The 23,830-nt window shown below is 46.1% G+C and carries 21 protein-coding genes and 1 tRNA gene; 14 read left to right on the forward strand and 8 right to left on the reverse strand.

Features of this window, described 5'->3' with window-relative positions:
• Nucleotides 1-25: 25 nt before the first annotated feature.
• Nucleotides 26-592, forward strand: coding sequence for an adenylate kinase (locus tag MiAbW_RS04380; protein ID WP_151695080.1), 567 nt, complete (start codon nt 26-28; stop codon nt 590-592).
• A 680-nt stretch (nt 593-1,272) separates the two neighbouring features.
• Entirely contained in the window at nt 1,273-3,174 is a 1,902-nt protein-coding gene (gene glmS / locus MiAbW_RS04390; RefSeq protein WP_151695082.1) for a glutamine--fructose-6-phosphate transaminase (isomerizing), read from the forward strand.
• A gap of 79 nt (nt 3,175-3,253) precedes the next feature.
• Here glmS and MiAbW_RS04395 read toward each other — a convergent pair whose 3' ends face one another.
• Entirely contained in the window at nt 3,254-3,451 is a 198-nt protein-coding gene (locus tag MiAbW_RS04395; RefSeq protein WP_274596519.1) for a type II toxin-antitoxin system RelE family toxin, read from the reverse strand.
• A 58-nt stretch (nt 3,452-3,509) separates the two neighbouring features.
• A complete protein-coding gene (locus MiAbW_RS04400; RefSeq protein WP_151695083.1) occupies nt 3,510-3,701 on the reverse strand; it encodes a hypothetical protein in 192 nt (63 codons plus the stop codon).
• 180 nt (nt 3,702-3,881) lie between these two features.
• Here MiAbW_RS04400 and MiAbW_RS04405 point away from each other — a divergent pair, with 180 nt between their 5' ends.
• The 4 genes from MiAbW_RS04405 (at nt 3,882) to MiAbW_RS04420 (ending at nt 10,721) form a co-directional block, all read left to right on the forward strand.
• The gene (locus tag MiAbW_RS04405; RefSeq protein ID WP_151695084.1) at nt 3,882-5,393 is read left to right on the forward strand and encodes a type I restriction-modification system subunit M; all 1,512 of its coding nucleotides are present in this window, start codon (nt 3,882-3,884) and stop codon (nt 5,391-5,393) included.
• Nucleotides 5,394-5,396: 3 nt separating this feature from the next.
• Nucleotides 5,397-5,588, forward strand: coding sequence for a hypothetical protein (locus MiAbW_RS04410; RefSeq protein ID WP_104397518.1), 192 nt, complete (start codon nt 5,397-5,399; stop codon nt 5,586-5,588).
• A gap of 149 nt (nt 5,589-5,737) precedes the next feature.
• The gene (locus MiAbW_RS04415) at nt 5,738-6,883 is read left to right on the forward strand and encodes a restriction endonuclease subunit S (RefSeq protein ID WP_151695085.1); all 1,146 of its coding nucleotides are present in this window, start codon (nt 5,738-5,740) and stop codon (nt 6,881-6,883) included.
• A 331-nt stretch (nt 6,884-7,214) separates the two neighbouring features.
• A complete protein-coding gene (locus MiAbW_RS04420; protein WP_151695086.1) occupies nt 7,215-10,721 on the forward strand; it encodes a DEAD/DEAH box helicase family protein in 3,507 nt (1,168 codons plus the stop codon).
• 189 nt (nt 10,722-10,910) lie between these two features.
• Here the strand turns inward: MiAbW_RS04420 and MiAbW_RS04425 are convergent.
• The 3 genes from MiAbW_RS04425 to MiAbW_RS04435 all read right to left on the reverse strand — a co-directional run bounded on the left by MiAbW_RS04425 (nt 10,911) and on the right by MiAbW_RS04435 (nt 13,907).
• Nucleotides 10,911-10,982, reverse strand: a tRNA-Thr gene (locus MiAbW_RS04425).
• A gap of 120 nt (nt 10,983-11,102) precedes the next feature.
• Nucleotides 11,103-13,001 carry an NAD(P)H-quinone oxidoreductase subunit F gene (locus tag MiAbW_RS04430; RefSeq protein WP_151695087.1) on the reverse strand — a complete coding sequence of 633 codons (1,899 nt, stop codon included), beginning with the start codon at nt 12,999-13,001 and terminating at the stop codon, nt 11,103-11,105.
• Between the two features lie 222 nt (nt 13,002-13,223).
• Nucleotides 13,224-13,907, reverse strand: coding sequence for a PHP domain-containing protein (locus tag MiAbW_RS04435; protein ID WP_151695088.1), 684 nt, complete (start codon nt 13,905-13,907; stop codon nt 13,224-13,226).
• Nucleotides 13,908-14,204: 297 nt separating this feature from the next.
• Between MiAbW_RS04435 and MiAbW_RS04440 the strand changes: the two genes are divergently transcribed.
• Both MiAbW_RS04440 and MiAbW_RS04450 read left to right on the forward strand, forming a co-directional pair.
• Nucleotides 14,205-14,858: a PEP-CTERM sorting domain-containing protein gene (locus MiAbW_RS04440; RefSeq protein ID WP_151695089.1), complete on the forward strand. Its 654-nt coding sequence runs from the start codon at nt 14,205-14,207 to the stop codon at nt 14,856-14,858.
• A 418-nt stretch (nt 14,859-15,276) separates the two neighbouring features.
• Nucleotides 15,277-15,900, forward strand: a complete 624-nt coding sequence (locus tag MiAbW_RS04450; RefSeq protein WP_151695090.1) for a PEP-CTERM sorting domain-containing protein — start codon at nt 15,277-15,279, stop codon at nt 15,898-15,900.
• Between the two features lie 108 nt (nt 15,901-16,008).
• On the opposite strand, the gene MiAbW_RS04455 is transcribed toward MiAbW_RS04450, so the two are convergent.
• Nucleotides 16,009-16,326 (reverse strand): DUF3067 family protein, encoded by a 318-nt coding sequence (locus tag MiAbW_RS04455; RefSeq protein WP_151695091.1) that lies wholly within the window; start codon nt 16,324-16,326, stop codon nt 16,009-16,011.
• Nucleotides 16,327-16,620: 294 nt separating this feature from the next.
• Between MiAbW_RS04455 and efp the strand changes: the two genes are divergently transcribed.
• From efp to dprA, 5 genes are all read left to right on the forward strand, one after another.
• Nucleotides 16,621-17,178 carry an elongation factor P gene (gene efp / locus MiAbW_RS04460; protein ID WP_151695092.1) on the forward strand — a complete coding sequence of 186 codons (558 nt, stop codon included), beginning with the start codon at nt 16,621-16,623 and terminating at the stop codon, nt 17,176-17,178.
• Between the two features lie 165 nt (nt 17,179-17,343).
• The gene (accB, locus tag MiAbW_RS04465) at nt 17,344-17,838 is read left to right on the forward strand and encodes an acetyl-CoA carboxylase biotin carboxyl carrier protein (RefSeq protein ID WP_151695093.1); all 495 of its coding nucleotides are present in this window, start codon (nt 17,344-17,346) and stop codon (nt 17,836-17,838) included.
• Nucleotides 17,839-17,840: 2 nt separating this feature from the next.
• Nucleotides 17,841-18,827 (forward strand): zinc-dependent alcohol dehydrogenase family protein, encoded by a 987-nt coding sequence (locus MiAbW_RS04470; protein WP_151695094.1) that lies wholly within the window; start codon nt 17,841-17,843, stop codon nt 18,825-18,827.
• Nucleotides 18,828-19,047: 220 nt separating this feature from the next.
• On the forward strand, nt 19,048-19,902 hold the full coding sequence (locus MiAbW_RS04475; RefSeq protein WP_151695095.1) for an Rpn family recombination-promoting nuclease/putative transposase: 855 nt from the start codon (nt 19,048-19,050) through the stop codon (nt 19,900-19,902).
• A 294-nt stretch (nt 19,903-20,196) separates the two neighbouring features.
• Nucleotides 20,197-21,345 carry a DNA-processing protein DprA gene (dprA, locus tag MiAbW_RS04480; RefSeq protein ID WP_151695096.1) on the forward strand — a complete coding sequence of 383 codons (1,149 nt, stop codon included), beginning with the start codon at nt 20,197-20,199 and terminating at the stop codon, nt 21,343-21,345.
• 9 nt (nt 21,346-21,354) lie between these two features.
• Here dprA and trxA read toward each other — a convergent pair whose 3' ends face one another.
• Entirely contained in the window at nt 21,355-21,678 is a 324-nt protein-coding gene (gene trxA, locus MiAbW_RS04485; RefSeq protein WP_151695097.1) for a thioredoxin, read from the reverse strand.
• 377 nt (nt 21,679-22,055) lie between these two features.
• Between trxA and MiAbW_RS04490 the strand changes: the two genes are divergently transcribed.
• Nucleotides 22,056-23,261, forward strand: a complete 1,206-nt coding sequence (locus MiAbW_RS04490; RefSeq protein WP_151695098.1) for an acetate kinase — start codon at nt 22,056-22,058, stop codon at nt 23,259-23,261.
• Between the two features lie 3 nt (nt 23,262-23,264).
• Here MiAbW_RS04490 and MiAbW_RS04495 read toward each other — a convergent pair whose 3' ends face one another.
• Nucleotides 23,265-23,816 (reverse strand): anti-sigma factor family protein, encoded by a 552-nt coding sequence (locus MiAbW_RS04495; RefSeq protein ID WP_151695099.1) that lies wholly within the window; start codon nt 23,814-23,816, stop codon nt 23,265-23,267.
• Nucleotides 23,817-23,830: the final 14 nt, after the last annotated feature.

Below are 23,830 nucleotides of genomic sequence, written 5' to 3' on the forward strand. Positions count from 1 at the left end.
CCCTTAAAACCCTATATTTAATCCCATGAGCAAACGGATCGGTGTGATATTTTTGGGACCGCCCGGATCGGGAAAAGGAACCCAAGCGGCAAAATTAGCGGAATCTCTGACGATTCCCCATATTTCTACCGGTGAAATTTTACGTCAAGCAATTACAGAGAAGACAGAACTTGGTCAGCAGGCACAAGCTTATGTGGAAAAGGGCGAATTAGTCCCGGATGAGTTGTTATTGGGTTTAATTCAGGAACGTTTAAAACAGCCTGACAGTTCTAAGGGTTGGATTCTTGATGGTTTTCCCCGCACGGTGGCACAGGCGAGCTTTTTAGACGCATTACTGGAGGAATTGGCCGATAGTTACACATTTGTGCTTAATTTGGCTGTACCAGATACGGTCTTAATTGAGCGTCTTATGCAACGCGGTCGTCAAGATGATACTCAAGAAACGATCTCCCGTCGCCTACAGGTTTATATCGACCAAACTGCCCCCGTTTTAGATTATTACGGTCAAAAAGGGACTCTTAACCATATCGACGGTAATCAACCTATGGACGCGGTTACGGCGGCTTTAACAGCAGTTGTCATTCCTGGGTAAAGTTTACTGGCTCTCTTGAACAAACCACAAAGACACAAAGGACCCCAAGATCGATCGCTCCTATATAAGTTAAACTGATCACACAAAGAATAAGAGAGCCAATTTACCTCCGAATCAATTCAGTAATCAGTCATCAGTCAGTAAAAATTACAACTTTTCATAAGTTTTTTATATCAAACAAGCGTTAATAGTTGAGAATATTTAAATTTACACTTCGCAATATTTATCTTTTCTTAAGAATTTATTGAAAATAATTCTCATTTGTTTACGAGGTTGCAATAGTTCCAGCGATTATGGTATAATTTCGCAGTATGAAGTGATGGGATATTCTGTGCTTTTTAGGGTTTTTAGCCGTCTGTTGATCCTGAAAACCCTTGCTAAATCTACACTCACCTATTCAGCAACAGCAATAAATGGCGGTTAAAGAGCCTTTTAAAACCAAACCGGTTGATCAATTAATTGTGTAGTTTTGTTGCAAAGAGAAAGTTTTTTTGACAAAAAGAACAAAGTGTGCTGCTGAGTGATCTATATTGCTTGTATTTATTCTCCCCACACCCCACATCCCAATCTCCTAGAAGGGAAACTTTACCCTTACCCCTGCGTCTTGAGGCTCTAAGCAAACAAGCGCCACGCTTGCGATAGAATAGATCGGACTTAGCCTAAATGGGGTGAGCGAAAGAATGTGCGGAATTGTTGGCTATATCGGAACCCAAACAGCGATCGATATTCTCCTAGCTGGATTGGAACGTTTAGAATATCGGGGTTATGATTCGGCAGGGATTGCCACAATTCTTGAAGGTGAATTACATCGAGTCCGCGCCCAGGGAAAACTCTACAATCTGCGGGAAAAATTAGAACAGGAAGTTAATCCCTCCCAAATTGGCATCGGTCACACCCGTTGGGCAACCCACGGCAAACCCGTAGAAAGTAATGCCCATCCCCACACCGATAACAGTCAACGGGTGGCAGTGGTACAGAATGGCATTGTCGAAAATTTTCAGGCATTAAGAACAGAATTAAAGGAAAAAGGCTGTATATTTGACTCGGAAACCGACACAGAAGTTATTCCCCATCTAATTGCCAGTTATCTACCCAAACCTAGCGATGAAGAAGACTTGGGGGTGAGTCCTTTCCTCAAGGCAGTTTTAAGGGCAATTGAACGTTTAGAGGGTGCTTTTGCCCTGGGGGTGATTAGTCCCGATTATCCCGATGAATTGATTGTCGTGCGGCAACACGCTCCTTTAATCATCGGTTTTGGTCAAGGGGAGTTTTTCTGTGCCTCCGATGTGAGTGCTTTAGTTCCCCATACCCGGGCGGTGCTGTCCCTTGATAATGGCGAAATCGCTCGGTTAACACCCTTGGGAGTAGAAATCTATAATTTTGAAGGGAAAAGAGTCCGTAAAAGCCCCAGAGTCCTCGATTGGAGTCCGACCAACGTAGAAAAACAGGGTTATCGTCACTTCATGCTCAAGGAAATCCACGAACAACCAGGAGTGGTGCGCGACTGTTTAGGGACCTATCTGCATCCCCATTGGACAGCACAAAACGAAGGTAATGTCAACCCGATAAATATTAATTTTTCTGAAGAAATTTACGATAATTTAGAACATATTCAGATTTTAGCCTGTGGAACCAGTTGGCACGCTAGTTTAGTCGGTAAATACTTGATCGAACAGTTGGCAGGTATTCCCACAAGGGTACAGTACGCCTCGGAATTTCGCTATGCACCCACCCCCCTGATGCCCAATACTTTAACTATCGGGGTGACGCAATCGGGGGAAACAGCCGACACTTTAGCGGCGTTGGAAACGGAAAAACAGCGTCGTTTAGGATTAGGAAAAAAATATCAGGCCCGGATTATCGGTATTACCAATCGCCCCGAAAGTACCCTAGCACAAATGGTCGATCAGATTATTAATACCCAAGCGGGGATCGAGATCGGAGTGGCGGCAACTAAGAGTTTTACCGCCCAGTTATTGGGTTTTTATCTCTTAGCTTTGGATTTGTCCTATCGTCGTCAAACTCTGTCCTTAGAGAGAATCGAGGAAATTATTAATCAAATGCGATCGCTGCCAAGGTTGATCGAAACTGTCCTAGAAAAACAGGAAAAAGCGATCGAAGAATTGGCCCATGAATTTAACGACACCCAGGACTTTATTTTCTTGGGACGGGGGATTAATTTCCCCATTGCCTTGGAAGGGGCCTTAAAACTCAAAGAAATCAGTTATATTCATGCGGAAGGCTATCCAGCCGGAGAAATGAAACACGGACCGATTGCGCTTTTAGATGCAAAAGTTCCCGTAGTGGCGATTGCGATGCCGGGGATAGTTTATGATAAGGTTCTCTCCAATGCACAGGAAGCAAAAGCCAGGGATGCGCGGTTATTGGGAGTAGTTGCTGACAACGATACGGAAGCACCAAAAGTCTTTAATGATTTGTTGTATGTGCCGGAAGTTGAGGAATTATTATCGCCAATTTTAACGGTAATTCCCCTACAATTGCTCTCCTATCATATCGCCTACCGTCGCGGTTTAGACGTGGATCAGCCGCGCAATTTAGCCAAAAGTGTCACGGTAGAATAAGGTTCGGTTGGGTGAGATTCAGCTAATCTAAGGATAGGCGGTTAAAATGCGTCCTAGCTTACATGGACATTTTAATTTTTTATTCTTGATAAACATCTTGTCGGTGTCCGATTCTAGTAACCTTTATGATTTTATCATTATCCTCTATTGTGTAAACAATGCGGTAATCACCAACACGAAGCCGATACATTTTATCTTCTCCTTTTAGTTTTACAACACCAGAGGGACGGGGATATTGCTGTAATTTCTCAAGACTGTCACTCACCCTTTGCCTAATCGAAGAAGGTAATTTTTAAAATTCTTTAGCCGCAGAGGTTTTCAATCGAATTTGATAATTACTCATCGAATGTATTTTCTGTTTCTAATTCTTGTTTTAATTCATCCCAAGAAATTTCTGATTCATTTTCTCGACTACGAGAGATTAAAATATCAGAAAAGTCTTCCCAAAGCTCTCCCCATTCTTCTAAGTCAATGAGAACAGCTTTCTTTTCCCCTTTTTCATTAATCACAAAGTTAATTCCTTTCATAATTGTTCGATAATTTTAACTTATATAGAAGCGATCGATCTTTGTGTCCTTTGTGTCTTTGTGGTTCATTCCACCCCCTAGCCAGTTTTAGAATATATTTTACCCAGAAAACCTAAGAGACACCCCGATTTTCAGTACAATATTACTGCAATATTAAAAGCAGTGAACAAATAAACAGCGATGATCACCGGCGAATTAAAATCCAAAATAGATAAACTTTGGACAACCTTCTGGAATAACGGCATTAGTAACCCGCTTTCGGTAATCGAGCAGATTTCCTATTTACTCTTCATCAAGCGCCTAGATGACCTAGAACTAGCTAAGGAGCGTAGGTCCCAAAGATTAGGCGAAAACCTCGAAAATCCCACCTTTTCCCCCAGCCAACAGCATATCCGTTGGTCCCACTTCAAAAATATCGATGATGCCGAGACAATGCTGCGGATTGTCCGGGATGAAGCGTTTCCCTTTATCAAAGATCTGGGACAGTTTTCTAAGGGTAGCACCTACGCTAAACACATGAAGGACGCAGTGTTTCTCATCGCATCTCCAGCACTGCTGGCGACGGTAATCGAGCAAATTGAAAAAATCCCCATGGAGGATCGGGACACCAAAGGCGACCTTTACGAATATATGCTCTCGAAACTGAGTACAGCCGGGACTAACGGACAGTTTCGCACACCGCGCCATATTATCAAAATGATGGTGGAGTTATTAGCGCCGGGACCCCGGGAGGTTATCTGTGATCCGGCCTGTGGCACAGGAGGCTTTTTAGTGGCGGCTGCCGAGTATGTGCGGGAGTTAAAGGACAGCGAGGGGGGACGTTTGCTCCATGAACGCCGCAACCTAGAGCATTTCAATAACCAAATGTTCCACGGTTTTGATTTCGATGCCACGATGTTACGCATTGGCAGCATGAACCTGATGTTACACGGTATCGAGCAGCCGATTATCGAGGCCCGGGATTCCCTATCGGAGGATCACGCCGGGGTAGAGGATAGTTTTACCATGATTCTGGCTAATCCACCGTTTAAGGGTTCGGTGGAGAAGTCCACTATTGCCAAGGATTTATCGAAAATCATCGACACCACTAAAACCGAGTTATTATTCATGGCCCTGTTTTTGCGCTTGCTGAAGACGGGGGGAAAAGGTGCGGTAATTGTGCCGGATGGGGTGCTATTTGGCTCGTCCAAGGCCCATAAGGACATCCGCACCATCTTGGTAGAAGAACATAAGCTAGAGGGGGTGATATCGATGCCGTCGGGGGTGTTTAAACCTTATGCGGGGGTATCTACCGCGATCCTGATTTTTACGAAGCTGGGGGTAAGGGAAAAGGGGACTGACTTCGTTTGGTTTTATGACATGGTGGCGGATGGTTTCTCTCTCGATGATAAGCGCCAACCGATTGCCGATAATGATATCCCAGACTTGCTGCGCTGTTGGCAGCAACGCGACTCCGCTAAGGATACCAACCGCACTTCGACAAAGCTCAGTGACCGCACAGGGAAGGCGTTTTTTGTGCCTCGCGAGGAGATTCAGGCCAATGCTTATGATCTATCAATTAACCGCTATAAAGAGATAGAGTACGAGGAAGTGAGCTATGAGCCGCCGAAGGTGATTTTACAGAAGTTAAGAGATTTAGAGGCTGATATTCGTCAGGATTTGGACGCATTAGAGGAGATGTTAGGAGATTAGGAGATGAAAAATCTACAGCCATTAGACCTACATCCTCTCAAAACCGAATCCGAGTATGAGGCCGCTTTACTGGAGATTGAGTCGCTTCTGGAAGTACCTCCGGGGACACCAGAAGCAGCGTGCTTAGATTTGCTTGCCACACTGCCATCCGATCCCCCCCAACCCCCCTTAAAAAGGGGGGAGAAGAGTTTATAGTAGGGTGGGTTAGACGGCAACAATCTAGGCGTTAAAGTCAATCTAACAATCCGTCGTAACCCACCGCTTTAGTCAACAGAAAGGATATTTGATTTATGTTTGAAAATAAGATTGATCAGGTTTTACGCGCGTTATAAGGAGATGTTGGGATGATCATGATCTATCCATCAGAAATCACAAAGAAGTGGCCTCACCGCCCTTTGTCAGAAGTCGTTGATTTCCTCGATAGTAAGAGAAAACCAATTACTCAAAAAGATCGAGTGCCTGGACCATATCCATATTATGGAGCTAATGGTCAGCAGGACTCCGTCGCCGATTATATCTTTGATGAGCCTCTTGTACTTTTAGCGGAAGACGGAGGGCATTTTGGGGATGCTGATAAGACTATTGCTTATCAAGTGGAGGGAAAATGTTGGGTTAACAATCACGCTCATGTTTTGCGACCCAAAAAAGATGTCGATATTAGATACATCTGCCGTCATTTAGAAAGATATGACGTTACCCCGTTTATTACTGGAAGTACACGAGGGAAGCTAACTAAGACTGCGGCTAATAATATTCCTATTGCCCTCCCACCCCTCGAAGAACAGCGAAGAATTGCGGCAATTTTAGATAAAGCGGATGGGGTGCGACGTAAGCGCAAAGAGGCGATTCGGTTGACTGAGGAGTTATTGCGATCAACTTTCCTAGAGATGTTCGGTGATCCTGTTACTAATCCGAAAGGGTGGGAGAAGATAAAACTAGGAAACCTATGTACAATTGTTCGTGGCGGTTCTCCAAGACCAATTAACGATTATCTAGGTGGTTCTATCCCTTGGATTAAGATAGGCGATGCTACAGAGGGAGATGATATATATATTCACAAAACTGCTGAAGCTATTAAGCCTGATGGAGTCAAGAAAAGTCGCTATTTAGAACCAGGATCTCTGATTTTTGCAAATTGCGGTGTGAGTCTAGGATTTGCAAGAATTCTAAAAATTGCGGGGTGTATTCATGATGGTTGGTTAGCTTTTTCTGATTTAGATAAATCTATAAATCAAATATTTTTGCTGAAATTACTGAATTCTATTACCGAACATTTTCGAGCGATCGCACCTGCTGGAACTCAACCTAATCTCAATACTACAATTATGAAGAATTTTGAGATCCCCGTTCCGCCAATTGATTTACAGGAGAAGTTCGCCGTAGTTAGCCATTACTTGACAGATAGCATTCAGAAAAATTCTGAAATGTTTAAAGAATCCGAAAATCTCTTTAATTCCCTTTTACAAAGGGCATTTAGGGGGGAACTGTAGCCATGGCAGCCGGCGGATTACTGCCATAATCTTGTGGGAAATACCATTAAAAAAGACCGTTGGACAATTAACTAATACTAAAGCTGGTTATTAAAAACTGATTATTTATTCCCCTTTTTGCCTTTTGCATGAGAAGAAAACGGGTTTCTCGGAGAAACCCGTTTTCTGTGCGGTATAGGATTCCTATCATCTCACACTGTCACGAGGGAAAAACCTAGATAAAATAACCGAACTTGCTGTTTTTTTATATAACTGTTAAACAATAATCAGGTAAAATATAGAGATAGCCAAAACTTTGGGAATAATAGAGTTATAGACTGGGGAGCGCAATATGGACTCAAACTTCTCCTTCCTGCGAGATCAATTCCCGACAATCTACGATCATGCCAGCCAAGCGGAGGGATTAGTCTTCAGCAACCCCCGGGCCAGTTGCTTCTATACCCGTTTTGTCCTAGAACAAATGGTCTGCTGGCTCTATGAAAACGACCCCTACCTGCAACCGCCCCGGGACAATAGCCTAGGCGCTCTCATCCACGAGCAAACCTTTAAAGATAACCTTAAACCTGGACTTTTCGGCAAAATTCGCACCATCCACAAAGTCGGCAACAACGCCGCCCACGATACCAGCCTCATCAGTGAACGGGACTCCCTGCACCTGATCGAGGAACTATTTCATCTCACCTACTGGCTGGTGCGCTACTATGGGCAGAATGGGCGAAAATTGGGCGATATTAGCTTCGATCGCCAGAAGATACCCCCGGCCGCACCCCCCGCTCCCAAACAACTGCAAGACCTGGAAAAACGCCTGTCCCAAAGCGATGCCCTGCGCCAATTGGCCGAAGCAAAACAGCGCCAAACCGAGGCCGAACTGGCAGCCGCTAGGGCCGAACGGGATGCCCTCCTCGCCCAAAATCGAGCGATCGCTGACCAGCACGACTACAACGAAGCCGACCCCCGCCGCTACCTGATCGATGTACTACTCCAAGAGGCTGGCTGGGATACCAAAGCAGCCAACGTCACCGAGTTCGAGCTGCAGGGGATGCCCATCCAAAAGCCCGGAGATACCGGACGCGGTTTCGCCGATTATGTACTATGGGGTGATGACGGCAAACCCCTCGCCGTCGTGGAGGCAAAACGCAGCAGCAAAAGCCCCGACAGCGGCCAAAATCAGGCCAAACTCTACGCCGACTGCTTAGAAAAAAACTACAACCAACGCCCCGTTATTTTCTACAGTAACGGCTATGAAACCTATCTCTGGGATGATCTCGCCTATCCCCCCCGTCCCGTCCTCGGTTTCCTGCGAAAAACCGAGCTAGAACGGCTAATTTTCCGCCGTTCCCACCGTAAACGCCTCAGGGACACCGCCATTAACGAGGATATTGTCGGCCGCCCCTACCAGAAAGAGGCCATCCGCCGTATTACCGAAACCTTTGAAGAAAAGTGCGCCCGTAAGTCCCTATTGGTAATGGCCACCGGAACCGGCAAAACCCGAACCGCGATCGCATTGGTGGAACTGCTCAAGAGCGCCAATTGGGTAAACCGAGTCCTGTTTCTGGCCGATCGCAATGCCCTATTAAAGCAAGCCTATCGAGCCTTTCAGAGGCATCTACCCAGCGTTACCGTCCTATATCTGACCCGCAGCAAGGACGTGACGGGGGCTAACGTCCTCTTCTCCACCTATCAAACCATGCTCAACGCCATCGATCGCATGGATGCAGAGGGGCGAATCTTTGGAGTGGGTTATTTTGACCTAGTGATCGTCGATGAGGCCCATCGCTCCATTTATCGGAAATACGGCGAAATATTCGATTATTTCGATGCCCTGCTGGTGGGGCTAACTGCCACGCCGCGCTCGGAAATAGACCGGGACACCTACCGCATTTTCCAGCTACCCCAGGGCTTGCCTACCTTCGCCTACGAGTTAAATGATGCCGTTAGGGATGGCTACCTTGTCCCCCCCAAGGGCGTTACTGTACCGTTTAAGTTTCTGCGTACTGGGGTTAAATACAGTGATTTAACCCCACAGGAGCAGCTAGACTACGAGGAGAAGTTCCGGGACGAGGAAAGCGGCGAACTACCGCAGGCAATTAACGCAGCTGCCTTTAATCACTGGTTGTTCAATATCGACACCGTGGATCAAGCATTAGAATTATTGATGCAACGGGGGCTAAAGGTCAACAGTGGCGATCGATTGGGTAAAACGATTATTTTTGCCCGTAATCACCGACACGCCCAATGTATCTGCGATCGCTTTAACAGTAACTATCCTCACTACAAAGGCCATTTCGCCAAAATTATTGACAGTCACGACAATTACGCCCAGAGTCTGCTCGATGACTTCAGCGAAGCCAACAAAGAACCGATTTTGGCCGTCTCGGTGGATATGCTCGATACCGGCGTAGATGTGCCGGAAGTGGTCAATTTGGTCTTTTTTAAGCCCGTATTCTCCCGGGTGAAGTTCAATCAGATGATCGGGCGCGGGACCCGTCTCTGTCAGGATTTGTTTGGGCCTGGCAACCATAAAACCGAGTTTCTGGTCTTCGACCTCTGCGGGAATTTCGAGTATTTCGAGCAGGATATCGATGAAACAAGCGAGAAAATACCCGAAAGCCTCACCAGTCGCCTAGTTAAACATCGCCTCGAGTTGGCAACCCGTCTCGCTCCCGCCCAGCCAAGCGCGACACCTAGGGCAAGAGAGCAGTCCTCTACTTACAAAGTCGATCGGGCCGACGACCTATACACGAGTTTGCTCGATGCACTCCATCAACACATCGCCACCATGCCCCGGGATAATTTCCTCGTGCGTCGTCGCTTGCCGCAGGTGGAGACCTTTAGTCAGCGTCAGCGTTGGAACAACCTGAGTCAGGAGGACGCGGCCACCATTGCCGACTCCTTGGCCGGTTTACCCAATGGTTTGCCCAATGAGGATCCCCTGGCCAAGGAATTCGACCTTCTCTGTGTGAAACTGCAATTAGCCATTCTCAAGGCCGACCGTAGTTATGAGCGATTGCGGGACAAAGTGCGGGATATTCTCGGTCAACTGGAGACTAAGCCCGATATCCCGATGATTAAGGGACAATTGGCCTTTATTCGCGAGGTGCAGGACGAAAGCTGGTGGACCGGCGCAACGCCGTCAATGGTGGAGGGGATTCGGGTGCGTGTCCGGGATCTGGTCAAGTTTATCGATCGCCAAAAGCAGCAGATCGTGATCACCGATTTTGTCGATGAGATGGGGGAGGTGCAGATTGTCGATATTCCCACCACTTCGACGCCGCTCAGTGACCTCCATCAGACCGGTTTTAGTCGCGAACAGTATCGCCGGAAAGTCGAGGCCTATATCCGTCAGCATCAGGATCACCTTGCGATCGCTAAGTTGCGGCGCAATATCCCCCTAACGGAGACGGATTTATCTGCCCTAGAGGAGATGCTATTTTCGGCCGCAGAAATTGAGAGCCGTCAGCGTTTTGAGGAGGTCTTTGGCCGGACAAAAAGCCTCAAGCTTCTGATCCTGGAAATCGTCGGACTCGATCCCGCAGGGATCCGCGTAGCGGCACGCCAAGCGGCTAAACAAGCTTTTGCCCGTTATTTGCAGGGGACAAACTTCTCGGCCAATCAAATCCGTTTTATCGAAAATATCATCGATATGCTCGCTAAAAACGGAGTTATCAATCCGGGGGCGCTCTACGAGCCTCCTTTTACCGATAACCATCCCGAAGGTCTAGATGGGATGTTTAATGATCAGGAAGCCGATCGGATCGTCTCGATTTTGCGATCGTTTAATGAGTCCGTTGATCGGAATTTTACACTAAATCCAGTTATTAAAAACCGATTAAGCTAAGACGCATCTTAACCGCCTATCCTTAGATTAGCTGAATCTCCCCTAATCCCTTTACTTTTGCCTCTTGCCTCATCTCAATAAGCAATTTCAATGCTTAATAGCTTATTTATTCTCCCTTTTGCATGAGCGCCTATCCTGATAGGTAGCTATAAAGCCTTGTAGGGAATGAAAACAGTTAGTTTTCCCAGAAGCTGGTGATGGGATTTGAACCCGCGACCGGCTGATTACAAATCAGCTGCTCTACCACTGAGCTACACCAGCATTTTCCGTCAACCCATTATAACACAAATAGACCGATAGGTCACTGATCCCTGTCGAAGTGTGGAGATTTTTGCCTTCCCTAGTCCGCAACCGGGAGACTAGGGACCGATACACAGAGGTTCAATGAGTCAACAGGGATGACCAATAATCAGTTATCAGTGACCATTGACCGTTTAATAAGAACCAGATTAATCCCCCTATTCCGAAGAGAATAGTCAAGACATAAAACTGTGATTGACCGGAAACATTATACTTTAAGGCACTGCCGCTAAAAATCGTCGCTAAACTGACCAAATTAACCAGACCATCAATAATATAACGATCGATCCAAGCGGTAATTTTGGACAAGCTGCCCACCGCTAAAACCACGGTAAACTGATAGATGCGATCGAGATAGAAGTCATAAGCGAACAAATCTTGCAGGAATCGCAGGATTAACCCGGTTGGTCTGGCCCAAGCTCGTCTTAACTCTACCATTAACCCGATAACTAGGCCAATTACTCCAGAGGCTATCAGTAAGGGAAAACCCCAGACAATAGTAAAACTCTGGTTATTAAGAAGGGGATTGGTGAAAGATAGCCAAAAATCCCAACGTAGGGGAATAATCGGGGCCAATAAAGCGATTAAAATCAATGCTACCATGGGCAAAGCCATCGGCCAAGCCACTTCCGGGGTGCGATGGGTTTTACTTTGGGTTTGTCCCAAAAAGACTAAACGAAATACCCTGGTGAGATTGACGATGCTAAGACAATTAACAAAGATTAAAACCGCTAATAACCACCAAGGAATCGCCCATTCGCCACCTAACCACTTTTTTAACGTCCAAAACATCCCTAGGGGCATTAAAACCGTCATCCCCGCGGAACCTCCCAAAAAAGCCAGGGTTGTAGCCGGCATTCTTGCCCAAATTCCCCCCATTTCCGTGATATTTTGGTTACTGGTGGTGAGAATTAATGCTCCTGCGCTCATAAACAATAGGGCTTTTGCGATCGCATGGGAAAATAAAATTAGTAAGGCGATATCCACATGACCTAATCCCACCGCAATAAAGACCAAACCGAGATAGGCACTGGTGGAGTGGCACAAAACCCGTTTAATATCAATTTGGGACAAGGCCATCAGAGAAGTCCCGATTGCCGTCATTGTCCCCAAAACTATTAAAACATTGGCAGCGATCGGAGATAGGGTAAAAACTGGCTGCAGCTTAATTAAAACATAGGCCCCGGCTGAAACCACGATCGAATTCCGCATGATTCCGGCTGGATTGGGTCCCTCCATCGCCTCATCTAGCCATAAATTCAGGGGAAATTGGGCGCATTTACCCGTTGGACCGGCAATAAGGGCTAATCCCAACAAAGTCGCCGTCAGAGGCGGTACAGGGTTATTTACTGCCCAATTTTCTAACTGAGAAAAACTCAATCCCTCTCCGTAACTGGACAGAGCCACCAAACCCATCAATAAAATAATATCGCCGACGCGTTTGGTTAAAAAGGCATCTCGGGCCGCGGTTACGACCAAAGGTTGGGCATACCAAAAACCGACGAGGAGATAGGTAGAGACCGTTAACATCTCTAGGAAAGCGTAACTGAATAGTAGGGAGTCACTGAGGGCAATTCCCCCCAAAGCTGCTTCAAAAAAGCCCATTAAGCCATAAAATCTCGCCAAAGACCAATCCTTTTCCATGTAGCCAAGGGCATAGATTTGGGCCAAGAGACTGATGAGGGTAATCAGTTCCAGCGTCCCTAAACTGACGGGAGAAAGTTCGATCGAAAGGGATAAACTAAGATCGGCCACTTTTACCCATTCAAAAGCCAGTTTAATCGTCTCTCGATGCCAAATTTGATTAAAAGCGATCGATCCGTGTATTAACCCTAAGACGGTCATCAATAGGTTAATATAAGCCGCCGGCCGCGGACCGGTGCGACTAATAATTCCTAAAGACCAAGGTAGGGTTAAAATCGAACCAATTAAGCCATAAATGGGAATTAACCAGCAAGTGTAAAGGAATAAATCTTTCATTCAGGGGGTTATTCAGTTATCAGTTATCAGTTATCAGTTATCAGTTATCAGTGATCAGGTTTAAGTTTTAAGTTATCAGGTTTAGGTTTTCAATTTTCAACAAATTTAGGCTCTTTCACTGGTTACTGATCACTGATCAACGGGCATAAAAAACCAAGACTCGATCGAACAGGGATCGAGTTTAGTCAATTTAGGTATTTTACAGTTAATCCTGCGATCAGGCTAAATGCGCTGCAATAAAGATTTACCGTGGGAATCGGTGCTACAGGTGGCGAATAATTGATATTGACGACTCAGAGCGAGAGCTTGTTCGGTTTCCGGTTGACTCGGTAGCCAGGGTTTGGGATTGCCGTAGGCATAAAAAGCCTCAATACCATCAATACCCAATTCTACCGCCGCCGCCACTAAATCAGCTGCGGGACGATGATAACGAAAGGGATGGGCAAGAACCACTAAAGCCCCCGCTTGCTGTAAACTGTTAATGACTCTAGAGGCTAAAGCCAGATTTCCTTCTGGTTTGACTCTTTGCAGATAGGGAGTCAAGACGGTATGAGTAGGATCGAAACCATAACCAAGAATATGCACTTCTGTGTCTAACAGATTGGCCGTAATTTCTACCCCTGTCCAGAGATAGGGTAGAGAAACCTTTAAATGCTGATTTTCTAGCCAAATTTGGGCTTGTCGATAACCTTCGATCGAGTGATGATCGGTAATTGCTAATCCTTTTAGTCCGATGTCTAACGCTTGTCTCATTAAGTCTTGGGGACTCATTTGACCATCGGAACAATGGGTATGAAGATGGAAATTGTAATGGTGGGGACAACTATCATAGCCAATATTCGCCCACACCGCTTTCAGGGCGAGGGTATCTTGAGCTAGGGGGGGAATTGTAGCAGAAACGACCATGCAGTATTGAGGAACTTTCCCAAAGATTACAAATTGTTAACAGTCAGCATAACAAATACCAACAAAAATTGCTTAGCTGCTGTCACCAGTAATACTAAATCCTGTTTCAAAGGTATGGGTAACTAGGAGAAGGGAGAAAGAGGAAGGGGGAACAGTCCTGAGCATTTTTATCAGACAAGCCATATTGATCAATCTTTATAAAATATTTAGAATGTTTTGCCTGATCTGGGGTTATAAATATGTATGGCACAGATGAGTCTGTGTTTTGCTCTAATAAAAAACAACAAACAATCCAAAATGACCACCAACATCTCTAGAAAACTAACCACTGGTGCTTTGGCCCTTGCGGGCAGTGTTGCGGCTTTCGGCTTTGCCGGTGCCGCTCAGGCTGCTCAATTAAATGCTAACGTTGGCTATGTTCCAGTGGGTGTAGTTTCTTACACTGGCCCTGATCTATCCAGTGCCACCTCAGTTACCTTTCCTGCTCTAAACCTTGTCAATATCAACCCACCAACTTATCTAGGTAACCCCAACGACTTTTTCTCTGGCCCTCTAGCGGTTGCCGTTGCTTCGAGTGTAACTCTCGCCCCCCTGACCTTCGACTTCTCTGCAACAGATGGTGATCCCGGTGCCGGTGCTTTTACCGTAACCTTTACTACCGCCTCTGGCCCGGCTACTTTCACCGCCACCTCCTTCACAACCGATACTTCTCCTGGTAATTTAAATACCCTTGATCTGATGATCGAAGGTACAATCACTGGGACTGGGTTCGATACCACTCTCGCTGAAATTCTCGTTAACCTCAACCAAGTCGGCGGTCCGGGTAATGCAGTTAACGCCTCTAGTACCTTTGGTTCTCAGCCCTCCCCCACCAGTGTACCCGAGCCTTCTGCTATTCTCGGTATCTTAGCCGTTGCTGGTGCTGGTGCTTTCGCTCGTCGCAAGAGCTAGTCACTGCCATTAAATCAAAAATAATCGAAAAAAAAAAGCGTTAGGCTAAAACTTAGCGCTTTTTTTGTGGCTAGAGAAGGGAAAATGGGGAACAGTCTTGAGCATTTTGGCCCTCTTAGATTTGGTGGGTAAAATGTCTTCTAAGATACAGTCTTGGGGCAGTGAGTGGAACGAACCACAGGGACACAAAGAACACAAAGATCAATCGCTACTGTATAAGTTAAACTTGTCACACAAAGAATAAGAGAGCCGCCTTTTTGTCGGAAAAGATGAATCCATCGCTTTTTAGGAAACCGTTAGAGGTTTGTCATCAACCTTTCACTTCACTAACTTGACATTTAATTATAGTTGAGGTTATAAGTATGTAAAAGTACCAAAACATCCGTGCTTTAATCTCAAAAATAAACCATAACCCAAAATGATCCCAAACATCTCTAGACAACTAACCACCGGCGCTCTTGCCCTTGCGGGCAGTGTTGCCGCTTTCAGCTTTGCTGGTGCTGCCCAGGCTGTAAGTGTTTTCACCATCGGAGGGAATGCAACCATCGGTGCGTGGGGAACCGCTAACCCAGTCCTTACTCCCACAAACATCAACTTCGTGGGCGGGGACGGTCAATTTACGGGAGTGACAGCTGCTGACGTTACCCTTCCCGGATCTTTTACATTAACCGGCACTGGTGTTGGATCATCTACCAACTTTGGTGTTCCTGGCCCTATAGCTGGTTTTACTACCATAACGACCGGTGCAGGTCCTGTAATCGCTGATGTTACTCCTCTGGTTGCTGTGGGTACAAATGTTACTACTCCCGTTCCCCTTACTACTTACGTTATAAGCGGTTCGGTGATTTTTAATGAGCCTGTTGGTCCAGATCTTGCGGGAACTTTCGCCCTAGTCTTCGTTAGAGCTGCGGGGTCGCAAACCTATACTTTGACTTTCACAAAAACCGACGAACCTGTACCAACTAACGTTCCCGAACCTTCTGCTATCCTCGGTATCTTGGCCGTTGCTGGTGTTGGTGCTTTCGCTCGTCGCAAGAGCTAGTCGCTGCCATTCAAAAACAATGGAAAAAGCAAGCGTTAAGGTCCACTTAGCGCCTTTTTTTGTGGCTAGAGATTAGCTGAATCTCCCCCCTGCCCGATCTCAAATTGATCACTGATCGCTGATTAGCCATTCCGATGCCCTTTCACCTAGATCTAGGGGCAGACTAACCGCTTTACCGAGACGGGGACGCTCGCGGGTTTCGCGGATAAAAGCTTGAAATTGACTAAAACCGCCCCACTCGTGGAGATAATTAGCGATCGCATTGAGATGTTCCAGATATTCAGACTCGGAGAGGGGAAAAGAAACCTGTTCGAGATATTTCCACATTACCTGGACATGAACCTTATCTTTGATGCGTCGTAGCTGGATATCGTAGGAACGACCCCATTTTTCTAGTAATAATTGCTGTAAGTCCACACCCGTCATGGTTGGTAAGCTGTTAATAATTAAAATTACTTGTTGAGATTAGGCAAGGGGCAAGAGGCAACAGTAAATAGATTGGGGTAAATTCAGCCCATCTAAGGATAGGCGGTTACAATGCGTCTTAGCTTATCGCTTCTCAGATGTCAGTCAGTCAATTAATTCTAACTTACTTTTAGCTGCTGGCCCTAAGTTAGTCCACTGCGCTTCGATTCAGACAAATTCCTGTAAAAAAGTTTTTTCCGGTACGGCGAGTATGTAAAATGGAATGTTGATCTTTCTTGGCCTAAACAGCATTTCATGATTTCGAGTAACGACTTTCGGAGCGGCACAACCATCGAGATAGATGGCTCTGTCTGGCGGGTGGTAGAATTCCTGCACGTCAAACCGGGTAAGGGATCGGCCTTCGTGCGAACCAAGTTAAAAAATGTCCAGACGGGCAACGTGGTAGAACGGACGTTCCGGGCGGGGGAAACCTTGCCCTCAGCCACGATCGAAAAGCGTACCATGCAGCACACCTACAAAGAAGGCGATCAGTTTGTCTTCATGGACATGGAGAGTTTTGAGGAAGCAACTCTCACCCCAGCACAAATGGGCGATCGAGCCAAGTATCTGAAAGAAGGAATGGAAGTCAATATTCTCTTTTGGAATGAGCAAGTGTTAGAGGTGGAATTGCCCACCTCGGTAATCTTGGAAATCACCGATACGGATCCAGGAGTCAAGGGAGATACGGCCACCGGTGGCACGAAACCGGCGATCGTAGAAACGGGAGCGCAGGTGATGGTTCCCCTGTTTATTTCCATCGGTGAAAGGATTAAAGTGGACACTAGGGATGGTTCCTATCTGGGACGGGAATAATTGTGATCAGAAGCCCAGAAATAAGGGCTTAGGGACGGGTTTAGGACTAAAATCAGTTTTATGGGCCTGTTCCCCAAAACTTAGCCCCTAGATGCCAAAAATCGACGGTTTGGTGGGTGCGAATTGGGATTTGTTGCTTTTTATTTGCGAGGGGATTTCAGAGCGGTGACTATTGATTACAACGAAATTCGAGAACTGATCAAAACATTGGCAGCCACGGATATCAGTGAATTTAGCCTAAAAAGTGGAGATTTGGAGCTAAATATCCGCAAAGGAAGCGTTAATACTGCCCTTAGTCCTCTGCCCGCTCCCTTGCCAGTGGTGACGGTCCCTGTTGCCCCTCCAGTGATAGCGGCAAGTCCCACCCTGGCCCAGGAAACCCCCAGTCCTGAACCCGTTGCCGCCGCTATTGATAAAAAATGGCTGGCGATTACTTCCCCCATGGTCGGCACTTTTTATCGCGCTCCCGCTCCCGATGAACCGTCTTTCGTGGAAAAAAACGATCGAGTCCGGGTCGGACAAACGGTCTGTATCATCGAAGCGATGAAGTTGATGAACGAAATCGAAGCGGAAGTGGCTGGGCAAATCGTCGAAATCGCCGTCGCTAACGGTGAACCGGTAGAATTTGGCCAGACGTTAATGTGGGTTAATCCCGAATAGTAATGAAAGCTATCCTTATGACTGCGGTGGATGTGCTGCAGCTTCAGCAAGTCCCCACCCCGAAAATTAGTCAACCGCATCAGGTTTTGGTAGCATTAAAAGCCGCTGGTGTCAACCCTATTGATACAAAAATTCGTAAACGCGGCACTTTTTACCCCGAGCAAATGCCAGCCATTTTGGGCTGTGACGGGGCGGGAATTGTCGAGGCCGTTGGGGCGGCGGTGCAGGATTTTCGCCCTGGGGATGAAGTTTACTTTTGTAGCGGCGGACTGGGCAAGGCCGGCACGGGAAATTATGCGGAATATGCCCTGATTGAGGCGGATTATCTAGCCCATAAGCCGAAATCTCTTTCTTTTGCCGAGGCGGCCGCTGTACCTTTGGTTTTAATCACCGCTTGGGAAGCACTCTATGATCGCGCCCGTCTCCAGTCGGGACAAAGCGTCCTTATCCATGGCGGAGCCGGGGGTGTTGGTCACGTTGCGATTCAATTGGCGAAACTGAGGGGGGCTAAAGTTTATACAACGGTGGGAAATAGCGATAAAGAGCGTTTAGTGCGGCAATTAGGGGCAGATTACCCGATTTTATACAAACAAACCGATTTTGTCGCGGCGATACTTCAAGAAACCGCAGGGAAAGGAGTAGATATCGCTTTTGATACGGTGGGAGGGGCAACTTTTGGGCAGACTTGCCGAGTGGTGCGAGTTTATGGCGATATGGTGACGATTTTGGAACCTACGGGCAGCTGGAAGGAAGCCCGCGATCGCAATTTGCGAATCAGTTTAGAATTAATGTTAACCCCGGCTTTGATGGGACTGCCAGAAGCGCAAAAATATCAAACAGAAATTCTCAAGCAAGGGGCGCGTTTAATTGACGAGAAAAAGTTAACTATTCATCTCTCCCAAACCTTCCCTTTAGAGGCAGCCATCCGCGCCCATCAACTGCTAGAAACTGGTGCGGTGACGGGAAAAATTGCCCTAATTATTGACTAAGTTGAGATGAGGCGCTCTTGCAAGGGGTGGTTAGATATGTGTGATTAATTGTGTCTAGCTACTTATCCATTATGTTCCAAAATTCAATAAGCGAGAGCGCCTTTGTCCCTAACCAAAAAGGAAGGTTTAAAAGCCTTCCTTACGCCAATTTTCTAAATTTTAGGGGTTAGGGGGGAGCAAAACGTCCTAATTTTAGTGCGTACTGCTATAAAATAAAAGCATGAAAACTGACACGATTTTTTATCAACTCTTTCAATCATTCCCCTCTATCTTCTTTGAATTAATTCAACTCCCTATCACCGAAGCCAATAACTACCGCTTTGACTCAGTGGAAGTCAAACAACTTTCCTTTCGTCTTGATGGAGTATTTCTGCCGCAAAATAATAACCCCCAGACTCCCATCTACTTCTGTGAGGTACAATTTCAAGAAGATGAGGCTTTTTATCAGCGCTTTTTCACTGAAATATTCTTATATCTCAGTAAAACTAACTTAACCAATGATTGGCGGGGTGTGATTGTCTATCCTAACCCTCAAGTAGAAACCAATCAAGTTCAACGCTATCGGGAACTCCTCAACTGCGAGCGAGTGAGACGGATTTATCTGAATGAATTAGAAAACATTCCTCAAACTTCCATTGGTTTAGCCACAGTGCAATTAATCACCCTATCTCAAGCAAAAGCGCTTGATAGTACCCGAAAATTAATCCAAAGAGTGAGGCAAGAATTAACCCCCGACCAAAAACCGCAAGAACTCTTACAATTAATAGAGACGATTCTCGTTTATAAGTTACCGCTTCTCAATCGTCGGGAGATAGAAACTATGTTTAGTTTAGATGAATTAAAACAAACTCAGTATTTTCAAGATGTGCGCGAGGAAGCGCGTCAGGAAGGCATTGAGCAAGGCATTGAGCAAGGCATTGAGCAAGGCATTGAGCAAGGCATTGAGCAAGGCAGACTAAACAAAGCACTAGAGGCGGTTCCTCGTTTGTTAGCCTTAGGGTTAAGTGTTGAGCAAGTCGCATCCGCCTTAGAATTAGAGGTTAAACAGGTTAGAGCTATACAAAACGGGACATAAGACCATTTTTCTGGCGTTGTCAAATTGAAAGATGCTCCGAATCACCTGGGAACTGAAATTACTTTGATGGCAAGGATTGCATTGCATCTTTCCCATTCTGATCTGAGAACGCCAAAAAAAGAATTAGATTCGGAGAATGAATCAGCCCTACCCTGCTTTCTAGGGAGCAGGGGGGTTGAGGGTGAGGGTAATTAACCATCTCTGCCATTACTTTAGAAAAATGGTATAAGGTCATCTGGCCGCAGTCAGTTTTAATCGACTTAAAATATTACTTTGTCTGAGGAGCTTTTCAAATTGACAGACGATCGCGTTTATTGGTTAGCATGGTCAAGTATTGCTGGAGTGGGGCCAATTTCCCTGAAGCGACTCTATCAGCATTTTGGCAGTGTCGCTGTGGCTTGGAATGCGTCCGATATTGCGATCGCAGAAGTGGCGGGATTTGGCAAAAAGTTAATGGTGGCGGTACAGGAAGGGCGATCGCAAATTGACCCAGAAGCTCTTTTCGCCGAACATATCCAGAAAAACCCCCTTTTTTGGACTCCTAGCGACCCAGAATATCCCCGCTTTCTCGGGGAAATTCCCAGTCCGCCCCCCTTACTTTACTATCAAGGAAAGGTCAATTTAGGGGAAAATCAGGGAAATATCCCCACCGTCGCTATTGTGGGTACTCGTAACCCCACGGATCATGGCCGGCGCTGGGCGCGGCGCTTAAGTACCCTTTTGGCCCAACAGGGATTTACTATTGTTTCTGGGATGGCCGAAGGAATTGATGGAGAGGCACACCAAAGCTGTTTAAAAGCGGGGGGAAGGACGATTGCCGTCTTGGGAACGGGGGTCGATGTGGTTTATCCTAGTCGTCATCGGCAGCTACAGGGGGACATCCAAAAGCAGGGTTTAGTCATTAGTGAACATCCTGCCGCAACTCAACCGAATAAAGCCCATTTTCCCAGTCGTAATCGCATTATCGCCGGTTTAAGTCGTGCGACGATTGTTATCGAAGCCCCAGAAAGGTCTGGCTCCCTAATCACAGCTAATTATGCTAACGAATTCGGCGGCGATATCTATGCTTTACCCAATTCTCCCGATATTGCTGCCGCTAGGGGTTGTTTACAACTGATTCATCAGGGGGCAGAAATTATCGTTTCTGAGGAGAAATTATTAGAAATGTTGGGGGCAATTCCCAGCTTGGATAAATCTGTACCTGTTAATGTTTCCTCTCCACTCCCTCCAGAGAAATCCCCAGTAGTTAATCTTACTCCTCAACCGAATCTAGAACCTAGATTAGCACAAGTGTATCAGTTATTTGATAGAGATGCTCTGTTGTTTGATCTGATTGTTCAAAAAATGCAAATCCCCACCTCAGAAGTGGCGGGGATATTATTGGAATTAGAATTAATGGGTTTAGTGACTCAGTTACCCGGTATGCGTTACCAGAAAACCTAGTCAACTGCTCTACAGGTGTTTACTTAAGGTATTAGCTAAAGTGGTTTTCGGTACAGCCCCGACCACCATATCAACTTTTTGACCTCCTTTGAAGATCATCAGAGTGGGAATACTGCGAATCCCGTACTGACTAGCGACATTGGGGTTTTCGTCGGTGTTGAGTTTCACCACCTTGACTTGCCCTTCGAACATTTCGGCAATTTCTCCGACAACGGGAGCCACCATTCGACAAGGACCGCACCAGGGAGCCCAGAAATCCACTAGGACAGGGTCGGCACTATCTAAAACTTCATCTTTAAAGGTGGCATCTGTAACGGCAGGAACCTCTGACATACTTAAGAAATCCTCTAGTAATCACGGTTATCTAGAATACGCAAAAATTCCATTCTAGAGATTCGTGGTGCGATGTTGACATTCCACTGGTGAAAAGGACGAGAACTAGCTCTAAATCCACTTTAGAGGCCTTAACTTGCATCAGAGGTAGCTTCTTGGATCAATTTCACAAGGGGCATTCTTGTATTTTATAACCCTAGAGGCTCTATTTTGACTTTTTTTTGATAAAGTTTTGTAATATTGCCCGAGTCAGGGATGGGTGATGGCAGCCAGATAAAATTTTCTGGAAGAAAAACCCGAAAAGTCAGCGATTTTATCTGGGCTTAACCTGAGTTTGATTATGATCGGTATAGGACTCCTCCTAATTGAGCTTTTCTATGAAAATTCTGGTCTTAAATGCGGGATCGAGCAGTCAAAAAAGTTGTTTATACGATTTAGATATTCTCCCCTCCCATCCTCCCCAACCAATTTGGGCAGCGGGGATCGATTGGACGGTTAACCCTGATTACGGGGTTTTAACGGTAAAAGCTCAGGGAATTAAACAGGAAATTAATCTTTCTAGTCGGGATCGTCCGGCGGCAATTGCTCGGATGTTAGATACCTTAGTAACTGGAGAAACTAAGGTACTGGCCCACTTCTCCGACATTAGTATAGTCGGTCATCGAGTTGTCCATGGTGGCACGGAATATTCCCAGGCAACCATGATCACTCCCCAAGTCAAAGAAACGATTAAAAAGCTAATTCCCCTTGCTCCTAGCCATAATCCCGCTCATTTGGAAGGAATTGAAGCGATCGAGCAAGTTTTGGGCGATGTTCCTCAAGTAGCAGTGTTTGACACCGCTTTTCATCGTTCTATCCCTCCGGAGTCTTCTCTTTATCCCATTCCCTACCAATGGAGTGAACTGGGAATCCGTCGCTATGGTTTTCATGGCACCAGTCATCAGTATTGCTCGCAACGGGCTGCCGATTTGTTGGGAAAACCCCTAGAATCCTTGAAAATGGTCATCTGTCATCTGGGTAATGGTGCTTCCCTATCGGCAGTCAAGGGGGGTAAAAGTATCGATACTACTATGGGATTTACCCCCCTAGAGGGATTGATGATGGGAACCCGCAGCGGTTCGATCGATCCGGCGATTCTGATTTATCTAGAGCGAGAATATCAATACAATCCCGATAGTTTAAATAGTTTACTGAATAAAGAATCGGGTTTAAAGGGAATTTCGGGTATTTCTGGGGATATGCGAGCAATTACCACAGCGATGGCCGAAGGCAACCAGAGGGCAAAATTAGCATTTGAGATGTATATTCATCGTCTGAAAAGTTTAATCGGATCGATGATTGCTTCTCTAGAGGGGTTAGATGTGTTAGTATTTACGGCAGGAATCGGCGAAAATTCAGCTTTAGTACGGGAAAAAGCCAGTCAAGGCTGGTCTTTTTTGGGTTTAGAGTTAGATTTGGCTAAAAATGCCGCTCGTACCCGGGATGAGGATATCGCCACCGACACATCTAAAGTGCGAGTGATGGTAATTGCTACGGCCGAAGATTGGGCGATCGCACGAGAATGCTGGCATTTATCTCCATAGACCTTACCTTTGGCCATTCTCTTTTGGCTGTTCCGCCGCGGGAATCTCCATAATTGGATGGTTAAGAGCAATCATCAAATGGTCTCCCTCTTGGCTAATACTGCTCGGACTGCTCGCCATTTGGGAGAGGGGATCATTGCGTCCCGAGACGAGGTAGGAGCTAACAGCGATCGCAATAGCCGTTAAAATTGCGCCACCATAAACATAGTATTGCCGACGACGCTGACCATCGACTTTTCTGAACACCTGTTCTGCTAACTGGTCGCTGGCAATAGTAGCCGGTGCAGGAATTTGCCTTAAATTAGTTTGTAATCCCAAGAGCTGCCGATAGAGTTTTTTAGCGGCAGCATCATGGTCTAACCAATGCTGAACTAGCTTCCTTTCCTCTACCGTTACTTCGTTGTCAATATAGGCACTAATTAAATCGAAACGATCAGCTTCTTCGTTATCCTCATCTAAGAACAAAATATCCTCGGCTGCGGAGTTGGAATCCCCTTCATCGTGACTTAACAAAGACTTGATCCATTGAACGTCTTCGGGTTGATAATTATTCATGGTTGACCTCGACC

The sequence above is a fragment of the Microcystis aeruginosa NIES-4325 genome, assembly GCF_008974145.1.
GTDB lineage: Bacteria > Cyanobacteriota > Cyanobacteriia > Cyanobacteriales > Microcystaceae > Microcystis > Microcystis aeruginosa_G.

Excerpts from the sequence above, each read along its gene's own strand:
- MiAbW_RS04380 (WP_151695080.1), top strand. The coding sequence starts at position 26 with ATGAGCAAACGGATCGGTGTGATATTTTTGGGACCGCCCGGATCGGGA.
- glmS (WP_151695082.1), top strand. The coding sequence starts at position 1,273 with ATGTGCGGAATTGTTGGCTATATCGGAACCCAAACAGCGATCGATATT.
- MiAbW_RS04400 (WP_151695083.1), bottom strand. The coding sequence starts at position 3,701 with ATGAAAGGAATTAACTTTGTGATTAATGAAAAAGGGGAAAAGAAAGCT.
- MiAbW_RS04405 (WP_151695084.1), top strand. The coding sequence starts at position 3,882 with ATGATCACCGGCGAATTAAAATCCAAAATAGATAAACTTTGGACAACC.
- MiAbW_RS04410 (WP_104397518.1), top strand. The coding sequence starts at position 5,397 with ATGAAAAATCTACAGCCATTAGACCTACATCCTCTCAAAACCGAATCC.
- MiAbW_RS04415 (WP_151695085.1), top strand. The coding sequence starts at position 5,738 with ATGATCATGATCTATCCATCAGAAATCACAAAGAAGTGGCCTCACCGC.
- MiAbW_RS04420 (WP_151695086.1), top strand. The coding sequence starts at position 7,215 with ATGGACTCAAACTTCTCCTTCCTGCGAGATCAATTCCCGACAATCTAC.
- MiAbW_RS04430 (WP_151695087.1), bottom strand. The coding sequence starts at position 13,001 with ATGAAAGATTTATTCCTTTACACTTGCTGGTTAATTCCCATTTATGGC.
- MiAbW_RS04435 (WP_151695088.1), bottom strand. The coding sequence starts at position 13,907 with ATGGTCGTTTCTGCTACAATTCCCCCCCTAGCTCAAGATACCCTCGCC.
- MiAbW_RS04440 (WP_151695089.1), top strand. The coding sequence starts at position 14,205 with ATGACCACCAACATCTCTAGAAAACTAACCACTGGTGCTTTGGCCCTT.
- MiAbW_RS04450 (WP_151695090.1), top strand. The coding sequence starts at position 15,277 with ATGATCCCAAACATCTCTAGACAACTAACCACCGGCGCTCTTGCCCTT.
- MiAbW_RS04455 (WP_151695091.1), bottom strand. The coding sequence starts at position 16,326 with ATGACGGGTGTGGACTTACAGCAATTATTACTAGAAAAATGGGGTCGT.
- efp (WP_151695092.1), top strand. The coding sequence starts at position 16,621 with ATGATTTCGAGTAACGACTTTCGGAGCGGCACAACCATCGAGATAGAT.
- MiAbW_RS04470 (WP_151695094.1), top strand. The coding sequence starts at position 17,841 with ATGAAAGCTATCCTTATGACTGCGGTGGATGTGCTGCAGCTTCAGCAA.
- MiAbW_RS04475 (WP_151695095.1), top strand. The coding sequence starts at position 19,048 with ATGAAAACTGACACGATTTTTTATCAACTCTTTCAATCATTCCCCTCT.
- trxA (WP_151695097.1), bottom strand. The coding sequence starts at position 21,678 with ATGTCAGAGGTTCCTGCCGTTACAGATGCCACCTTTAAAGATGAAGTT.
- MiAbW_RS04490 (WP_151695098.1), top strand. The coding sequence starts at position 22,056 with ATGAAAATTCTGGTCTTAAATGCGGGATCGAGCAGTCAAAAAAGTTGT.
- MiAbW_RS04495 (WP_151695099.1), bottom strand. The coding sequence starts at position 23,816 with ATGAATAATTATCAACCCGAAGACGTTCAATGGATCAAGTCTTTGTTA.